Annotated in this window: 7 protein-coding genes and 1 pseudogene; 2 read left to right on the forward strand and 6 right to left on the reverse strand. The window is 52.8% G+C overall.

The window, feature by feature from the left end:
- Positions 1 to 82: 82 nt before the first annotated feature.
- Genes dxs through xseB form a run of 3 tightly spaced genes read right to left on the reverse strand, consistent with a single transcriptional unit; the run spans position 83 to position 3,141 of the window.
- Positions 83 to 1,945, reverse strand: a complete 1,863-nt coding sequence (gene dxs / locus AC1DUO_RS15725) for a 1-deoxy-D-xylulose-5-phosphate synthase (protein WP_013576659.1) — start codon at positions 1,943 to 1,945, stop codon at positions 83 to 85.
- A gap of 18 nt (positions 1,946 to 1,963) precedes the next feature.
- Positions 1,964 to 2,893, reverse strand: coding sequence for a (2E,6E)-farnesyl diphosphate synthase (ispA, locus tag AC1DUO_RS15730; protein WP_112151723.1), 930 nt, complete (start codon positions 2,891 to 2,893; stop codon positions 1,964 to 1,966).
- A 5-nt stretch (positions 2,894 to 2,898) separates the two neighbouring features.
- Entirely contained in the window at positions 2,899 to 3,141 is a 243-nt protein-coding gene (xseB, locus tag AC1DUO_RS15735) for an exodeoxyribonuclease VII small subunit (RefSeq protein WP_013576657.1), read from the reverse strand.
- Between the two features lie 276 nt (positions 3,142 to 3,417).
- Between xseB and thiI the strand changes: the two genes are divergently transcribed.
- Positions 3,418 to 4,866, forward strand: a complete 1,449-nt coding sequence (thiI, locus tag AC1DUO_RS15740; RefSeq protein ID WP_119261890.1) for a tRNA uracil 4-sulfurtransferase ThiI — start codon at positions 3,418 to 3,420, stop codon at positions 4,864 to 4,866.
- A gap of 66 nt (positions 4,867 to 4,932) precedes the next feature.
- On the opposite strand, the gene yajL is transcribed toward thiI, so the two are convergent.
- Together yajL and panE are read right to left on the reverse strand one after the other, a co-directional pair.
- The gene (gene yajL / locus AC1DUO_RS15745) at positions 4,933 to 5,541 is read right to left on the reverse strand and encodes a protein deglycase YajL (RefSeq protein WP_119261889.1); all 609 of its coding nucleotides are present in this window, start codon (positions 5,539 to 5,541) and stop codon (positions 4,933 to 4,935) included.
- Positions 5,504 to 6,415, reverse strand: coding sequence for a 2-dehydropantoate 2-reductase (panE, locus tag AC1DUO_RS15750; protein WP_037036811.1), 912 nt, complete (start codon positions 6,413 to 6,415; stop codon positions 5,504 to 5,506). Before panE ends, yajL begins: the two co-directional genes overlap by 38 nt.
- A gap of 240 nt (positions 6,416 to 6,655) precedes the next feature.
- Here panE and AC1DUO_RS15755 point away from each other — a divergent pair, with 240 nt between their 5' ends.
- The gene (locus AC1DUO_RS15755) at positions 6,656 to 7,147 is read left to right on the forward strand and encodes a YajQ family cyclic di-GMP-binding protein (RefSeq protein WP_013576652.1); all 492 of its coding nucleotides are present in this window, start codon (positions 6,656 to 6,658) and stop codon (positions 7,145 to 7,147) included.
- Between the two features lie 51 nt (positions 7,148 to 7,198).
- Here AC1DUO_RS15755 and AC1DUO_RS15760 read toward each other — a convergent pair.
- Positions 7,199 to 7,398, reverse strand: a pseudogene (locus AC1DUO_RS15760) (IS4 family transposase); the annotation flags it as partial.

Genomic DNA, 7,398 nt, shown 5'->3' on the forward strand with positions numbered 1-7,398 from the left:
TTAAAGCAGGGGGAGCTCGTGTGACTGAAGGGGAAAATGGAGAGGAAAATCCCCTCTTTCAGGTAGAAAGAGGGGAGGGGAATCAGGCCAGCCAGTCGGTTATCTGACGGTCAATGCCTTCGGCATCCAGTCCTAAATCGTGACGAATTTCGTCCTGCGTGCCTTGTGGCACAAAACTGTCCGCCAGACCGATATTCAGCACCGGCACCAGAATACGTCTGGACATCAGCAGTTCATTCACGCCACTGCCCGCCCCCCCCATGATGGCGTTTTCTTCCAGTGTGACCAGCACTTCATGGCTTGACGCCAGTTCCTGAATCAGTGCTTCATCGAGTGGTTTCACAAAGCGCATATCCACGACGGTCGCGTTGCGTTTTTCCGCTGCGGCCAGCGCTTCAGGCAACAATGTACCGAAGTTAAGAATCGCAACTTTCTCGCCTTCACGACGCACGACGCCTTTACCGATTGGCAGTGAAGCCAGCGGTTCACTGGTGGCGCCGGTACCATTACCACGTGGATAACGCACGGCAACCGGCCCGCTGTTATGGTGATAACCGGTGTGCAGCATCTGACGACATTCGTTTTCGTCGCTCGGCGTCATGATGGTCATGTTTGGGATGCAGCGCAGGAAGGAGAGATCGAACGCGCCCTGATGTGTCTGACCATCCGCTCCGACGATACCACCGCGGTCGATAGCAAACAGTACCGGAAGATTCTGGATCGCCACATCGTGGATCACCTGATCATAGGCGCGTTGCAGAAACGTCGAGTAGATCGCCACAATCGGCTTGTATCCGCCAATCGCAAGGCCTGCCGCAAAGGTGACCGCATGCTGTTCGGCAATGGCCACGTCGAAATACTGCTGCGGGTATTCACGCGAGAAACGCACCATACCGGACCCTTCACGCATCGCTGGCGTGACAGCCATCAGCTTGCTGTCTTTGGCCGCGGTTTCGCACAACCAGTCGCCGAAAATCTTCGAATAGGTTGGCAGACCTTCTTTGCTTTTCGGCAACGTGCCGGAAGCCGGATCGAATTTAGGCACGGCATGGAAGCTGATCGGATCTTTTTCGGCTGGGGCGTAGCCTTTGCCTTTTTTCGTCATGATATGCAGTAGCTGCGGGCCTTTCAGGTCACGCATGTTTTTCAGCGTTTGCGCCAGCGCCACCACGTCGTGACCATCGACCGGCCCGATATAGTTAAAGCCCAGCTCTTCAAACAGCGTGCCCGGCACCATCATGCCTTTCAGATGTTCTTCGGTACGGCGCACCAGTTCTTTAATCGGTGGCAGGCCAGACAGGACTTTCTTGCCGCCTTCACGCAGACGCGAATACAGCTTGCCGGAGAGCAACTGTGCCAGATGATTATTCAGCGCGCCGACGTTTTCGGAAATCGACATCTCATTGTCGTTGAGGATAACCAGCATGTCAGGTTTGATGTCGCCTGCGTGGTTCATCGCTTCAAACGCCATACCTGCGGTGATCGCGCCATCGCCAATTACACAAACGGTACGACGACCTTTACCTTCACGTTCAGCAGCCACCGCCATGCCGAGGCCTGCGCTGATGGAGGTCGATGAGTGACCAACGGATAAGGTGTCGTATTCGCTTTCACCACGCCAGGGGAACGGGTGCAGACCGCCTTTCTGACGAATGGTGGAAATACGATCACGACGACCGGTCAGAATTTTGTGCGGATAGGCCTGATGGCCGACATCCCAGACAACGTGGTCGAACGGCGTGTTATAGACATAATGCATCGCCACGGTCAGTTCAACCGTCCCCAGACCGGACGCAAAGTGTCCGCTGGACTGACTGACGCTGGCCAATAAATATTGGCGCAGCTCATCGCAGAGCTTAGGCAAGCTCTCTTTAGGAAGTGAACGGAGATCTTCAGGATTCTCCGCCAGCGCCAGTGTCGGGTATTTGGCTAATTCAAGGCTCATCAGTTGCTCATAGTAAGTTTAATTATCGCGTTCAATGATAAAGCTGGCTAACGCGAGAAGTGGCGCTGTGTTGTAAGAAAGTGCCGCCAACTGATCCAGTGCGGAAACGGCTTCCTGATACAGGTCCATGGCCTTAGCCTTTGCGCCGTCCAGCCCCAACAGGGCAGGATAGGTACTTTTTCCGAGTTGCTGGTCAGCGCCCTGGCGTTTGCCGAGCGTAGCGGTATCGCCAACCACGTCCAGGATATCGTCCTGAACCTGAAATGCTAAACCAATAGCCTGCGCGTAGTTATCCAGTATCGGTAAAACAGCACGTCCGGTTTCACCGGCAGCCAGCGCGCCCATGCGTACGGCGGCGCGGATCAGCGCACCGGTTTTATGGCGATGAATTTGTTCCAGTGCGTCGAGGCCAACCTGCTGACCTTCAGCGGCTAAATCCAGGGCCTGACCGCCACACATCCCGCTGGATCCGCTGGCGAGGGCCAGTTCGGAAATCATCGCCAGACGATCTTTTACCGCAACATCCGGCATTTCACTGTCAGCCAGAATCGAGAATGCCAGTGTTTGCAGAGCATCGCCCGCCAGAATCGCATTGGCTTCGCCAAATTTAATGTGGCAGGTCGGCTGACCACGGCGCAAATCGTCGTCGTCCATGGCCGGTAAATCATCGTGTATCAGCGAATATGCATGGATGCATTCCACGGCAGCCGCAGGCGCATCGAGATTTTTCAGATCCAGACTGAACAACTGGCCGCTGGCGTAAACCAGATACGGACGCAGACGTTTACCGCCCAGCAACGCACCGTAACGCATGGCTTCAACCAGCGGTAAGTCGGCCAGCGGCAGTGCGCTGATATAGGCTGTTAATACCTCATCGACTCGCTGTTGCATTGCGCGCAGTTCATGCGTAAATCCGTCAGCGCTGGAAAGGGAGATCGCTTCAGACATGACAGTTACTCGGCTTCCGGGGTGAACGGGGTCAGCGGAGCGTCGTTGTCGCTGTCGAGCAGGATTTGAACGCGCTGTTCTGCCTGTTGCAGCTTTTGCTGCCCCTGACGCGCCAGCTGGACGCCTTGCTCAAATTCGTTGAGTGCGTCTTCTAAAGGCAACTCGCCTGATTCGAGGCGGGAAACGATCTGTTCCAGTTCGGCCAGAGCCGTTTCAAAATTGGCAGGTGGTGCAGATTTTTTTGGCATAATTCTCTTTTAATATCGTTGATCAGAATGGATGATCGAAGTACTGAGGCGGCAGAGTCAGCGCTCAGCCTCAAGAGACATTCCTGTCCAGCATGACATCTGCTGCAGGGTTTTGTGCACAGAGTACCCATTTTAAGTGATATACTCTGCGCCGCAGATATTATTGCTAAGCCCAATGTGACACAAAATGAACATTTGGCTTAGCAATAATAGGATCCTAGATCCTTATTCAGCGACTTACTACCCCGTTTTTTCACCTGCTAACAAAAGACTGCCATGAAGTTTATCATTAAATTGTTCCCTGAAATCACCATCAAGAGCCAATCTGTGCGTTTGCGCTTCATTAAGATCCTCTCGAGCAGCATTCGCAATATCGTGCGACCGCATGATGAGACGCTGGCGGTGGTCCGCCACTGGGATCATATCGAAGTTCGCAGCAAAGACGAAAGCAAACACGACCTGATTCAGGAATTGCTCTGCCGCATTCCAGGTATCCGTTATGTTGAAGAAGTTGAAGACCGTCCTTACACCGATGTCCACAACATCTTCGAGCAAGCGCTGGAAGCTTACCGTGATGAAGTGGCAGGCAAAACTTTCTGTGTGCGTGTTAAACGTCGTGGTAAACATGATTTTACGTCTACCGAGGTTGAACGCTATGTCGGCGGTGGCCTGAATCAGCACATTGAATCAGCGAAGGTCAGCCTGAAAGATCCGCAGGTCACGGTGAAACTGGAAATTAACGACGATAAGCTGGTGCTGGTGAAAAGCCGCCTCGAGGGTCAGGGCGGTTACCCGATTGGCACGCAGGAAGATGTGCTGTCACTGATTTCTGGTGGTTTCGACTCCGGTGTATCCAGTTATATGCTGATGCGTCGCGGCTGTCGTGTGCATTATTGCTTCTTTAATCTCGGCGGCGCAGCGCATGAAATCGGTGTGAAACAGGTGGCGCATTATTTGTGGAACCGTTTCGGCAGCTCGCACCGGGTGCGTTTTATCGCGGTTGATTTCGAACCGGTCGTCGGTGAAATCCTCGAAAAAGTTGAAGACGGCCAGATGGGCGTTGTCCTGAAACGTATGATGGTGCGTGCGGCGTCTTCCATTGCTGAGCGCTATGGCGTGCAGGCACTGGTCACCGGTGAAGCGCTGGGGCAGGTTTCCAGCCAGACGCTGACCAATTTGCGTTTAATCGACAATGTTTCTGACACGCTTATTTTGCGTCCGCTGATTTCTCACGATAAAGAGCACATCATCAAGATTGCCCGTGAAATCGGTACGGAAGATTTTGCGAAAACCATGCCGGAATACTGCGGTGTGATTTCGAAAAGCCCGACGGTGAAAGCGGTGAAAGCAAAAGTCGAAGCCGAAGAAGCGATGTTCGATTTTGAGGTGCTGGATAAAGTAGTCAGCGAAGCGCGCAATGTCGATATTCGCGAAATTGCTACACAGGCGGCGGAAGTGGTACCGGAAGTGGAAACTGTGGCTGAGTTCGTGTCAACAGACGTCGTTCTGGATGTCCGGGCACCGGATGAAGTGGAAGCCCAGCCGCTGGCACTGGAAAACGTTGAAGTGAAGCCGCTGGCGTTCTACAAACTGGCCACTCAGTTTGGCGATCTGGATCAGAACAAAACCTATCTGTTGTATTGCGACCGTGGCGTGATGAGTCGTTTACAGGCGCTGTATCTGAAAGAACAGGGCTTTAACAACGTGAAAGTCTATCGTCCGTAAACGATATTCCGGATGTAAAAAAGGGGTTCAGCATCGCTGAGCCCCTTTTTACTGGCGGTAATCGGATCACGACTCCCGGGTACCTTCATCGGTGTAGTTATAAATCCCCGGAGCCAGAACCAGTTGCGCGGCAATTTCCGCTGCTTTGGCTTTGCCCAGCAACAGATCGATAATTTTCAGGGCAAATTCCATTGACGTGCCCGGCCCCTGACTGGTCAGAAGATTAACGCGCGGATCGAAAATCACCCGACGATCGGACCATTTATTCGGGTCAATCTTATCCTTTAAGCCCGGAAAACCGGTCATATTCCCGACCGGGAATAAATCGTGATACTCCAGCACCAGCGCAGGTGCGGCGCAGATAGCCGCAACAATTTTACCGCTGACATGCATCTGGCGCACTTTCTCTACCAGCAGCGGGCTTTCGCTGAAACAGGTTGCGCCACCGAGGCCACCGGGCAGAACGATCACGTCATGCTCATCATCTGCAACATCTACCAGTGCGACATCGGCCAGAATACGCACGCCGCGCGAGCAGCGGATTTCCAGGTTGCCATCGCCTGCGACACTGGCTGTCGTGACGTTAATGCCCGCCCGTACCAGCAAGTCAATTGCGGTAACGGCTTCTATTTCTTCGCTACCAGGTGCCAGGCAGACCAGAACTGACGCGCTCATAATCGTTTTCCTTTCTCTTAATCTGTTCAAATAAGCGGTTATTAACCGGCAGGGTCAGGCCGAACTTACGCCCGCGGCGCAGGACATAGCCGGTAATGTAATCGATTTCGGTATGACGTTGATTGCGGATATCCTGCAGCATCGACGAATGGTTAGCGGAGGTGGATTCAATCACCTGATAGACGAAGCTGAGCAAAGATTCTCTGTGAATTTCGACGCCTTCAATCGCCATCACCTGCGCGACCTCCTGACTGATTTGCTCAATCTGATCGGCATACGCCAGCAGGTCGCCGTTGGTGCAATCATACAAAGCTGTCAGCGGATTAATCACGCAGTTCACCGCCAGCTTATTCCACAGCGACGGCTTGATGTTGTCATGCCAAGCCACGTCCGGTAAGGCATTATGCAGCGTATCCGCCAGTGAACTCAGCGCCGCACCGCGCGGAGTCACCGGACCGATGTGCGTCGCTCCGGCAGCCACATGGACAATTGCGTTGCCTTCATGACGCGCCGCATGGGTCGTTGCGCCCTGCAAAATCGCCAGACGGTTAGGGGGTAATTCATCAACAGTGCCCATGCCATTATGCAGCAGTAATATCGCGCAATTATCATTAAGCATCGGCATCAGCGTGCTTATTGCGCCGGAAACCTGCCACGCTTTCAACGTGACCAGCAGTAATTCGCTTTGTGCCAGATGTTCCGGGTCGTTAGTAGGCATATTGCGATTAAAAGCAATGCCTTCCGGCGAAATAACGTTAACGGCACAAAATGGCTGCGCAATGCGGATCCAGCCCTGAACGTCGTGGCCTTGCTGATAGAGGGCCGAAAGCCAAAGTTGTCCCAGCGCACCGCAACCCAATACTGTTATTTTCATTGTGCCTCCCGGGAATTGTGGCGAAACAGGGCCATGAAATAGTTTGTTGAAAGAATATTCTGCTGTCCGGTTATCTTATTAGTATAGACATTTGTGCTGTAGATCACATTTTCACCTGCACTTTTTGACCCTCTGAGCATTTTATGTCCGGTACTTTGCTGTCGTTTGGCATCGGGGGTTGAAGGCGGTATTATGCACGCCATATAACGTGCAACACAAAAACTACAGGGAGAAGCGATTATGCCGTCTTTTGACATTGTTTCCGAAATCGACATGCAGGAAGTGCGCAATGCCGTGGAAAATGCCAGCCGTGAACTGCAAACCCGCTGGGATTTCCGCAACATTCCTGCCAGCTTCGATCTCAATGAAAAAAACGAGAGTATCAAAGTGGCCAGCGAATCAGATTTTCAGGTAAATCAGCTGGTCGATATTCTGCGTGAGAAGTTAGCCAAACGTGGCATTGAAGGCGGGGCGCTGGAAATTCCTGAGCAGATGGAGCACAGCGGTAAAACCTACAGCGTTGATGCCAAACTGCATTCCGGCATTGAATCCGCCCTGGCGAAGAAAATCGTCAAGCTGATCAAAGACAGTAAAATTAAAGTGCAGGCACAGGTTCAGGGCGACGAAGTCCGTGTTACCGGCAAAGCGCGTGATGATTTGCAGGCCGTAATGGCATTGATCCGCAACGGTGATCTGGGACAGCCGTTCCAGTTTAAGAATTTCCGCGACTGATAGCCTTCGTACTACGGTTATTTTAAAGGGACGCATTGCGTCTAATGCCGGTCACTTAAGGTGACCGGCATTGTTTTTTAAGGGATATTTTGACCTTTTTTCTCTCACTTCCCTCGCATATTCACGCTCACGCCTCGAGGGCAGCTTTAGCATCGCTGCGTTGCTGTAAAAATGCTTCAGATGACCCGGGATGGCTCCCGCTGATGCCCACGGCAGCCCGATTAACAACCGTAATATCTCCGACACTGCAC

Source organism: Rahnella sp. P4_A8 (assembly GCF_056402435.1).

Bases quoted from the DNA above. Each gene is read 5' to 3' on its own strand.
- yajL (WP_119261889.1), bottom strand. From the start codon at position 5,541: ATGAGCGCGTCAGTTCTGGTCTGCCTGGCACCTGGTAGCGAAGAAATA.
- ispA (WP_112151723.1), bottom strand. From the start codon at position 2,893: ATGTCTGAAGCGATCTCCCTTTCCAGCGCTGACGGATTTACGCATGAA.
- dxs (WP_013576659.1), bottom strand. From the start codon at position 1,945: ATGAGCCTTGAATTAGCCAAATACCCGACACTGGCGCTGGCGGAGAAT.
- panE (WP_037036811.1), bottom strand. From the start codon at position 6,415: ATGAAAATAACAGTATTGGGTTGCGGTGCGCTGGGACAACTTTGGCTT.
- thiI (WP_119261890.1), top strand. From the start codon at position 3,418: ATGAAGTTTATCATTAAATTGTTCCCTGAAATCACCATCAAGAGCCAA.
- xseB (WP_013576657.1), bottom strand. From the start codon at position 3,141: ATGCCAAAAAAATCTGCACCACCTGCCAATTTTGAAACGGCTCTGGCC.
- AC1DUO_RS15755 (WP_013576652.1), top strand. From the start codon at position 6,656: ATGCCGTCTTTTGACATTGTTTCCGAAATCGACATGCAGGAAGTGCGC.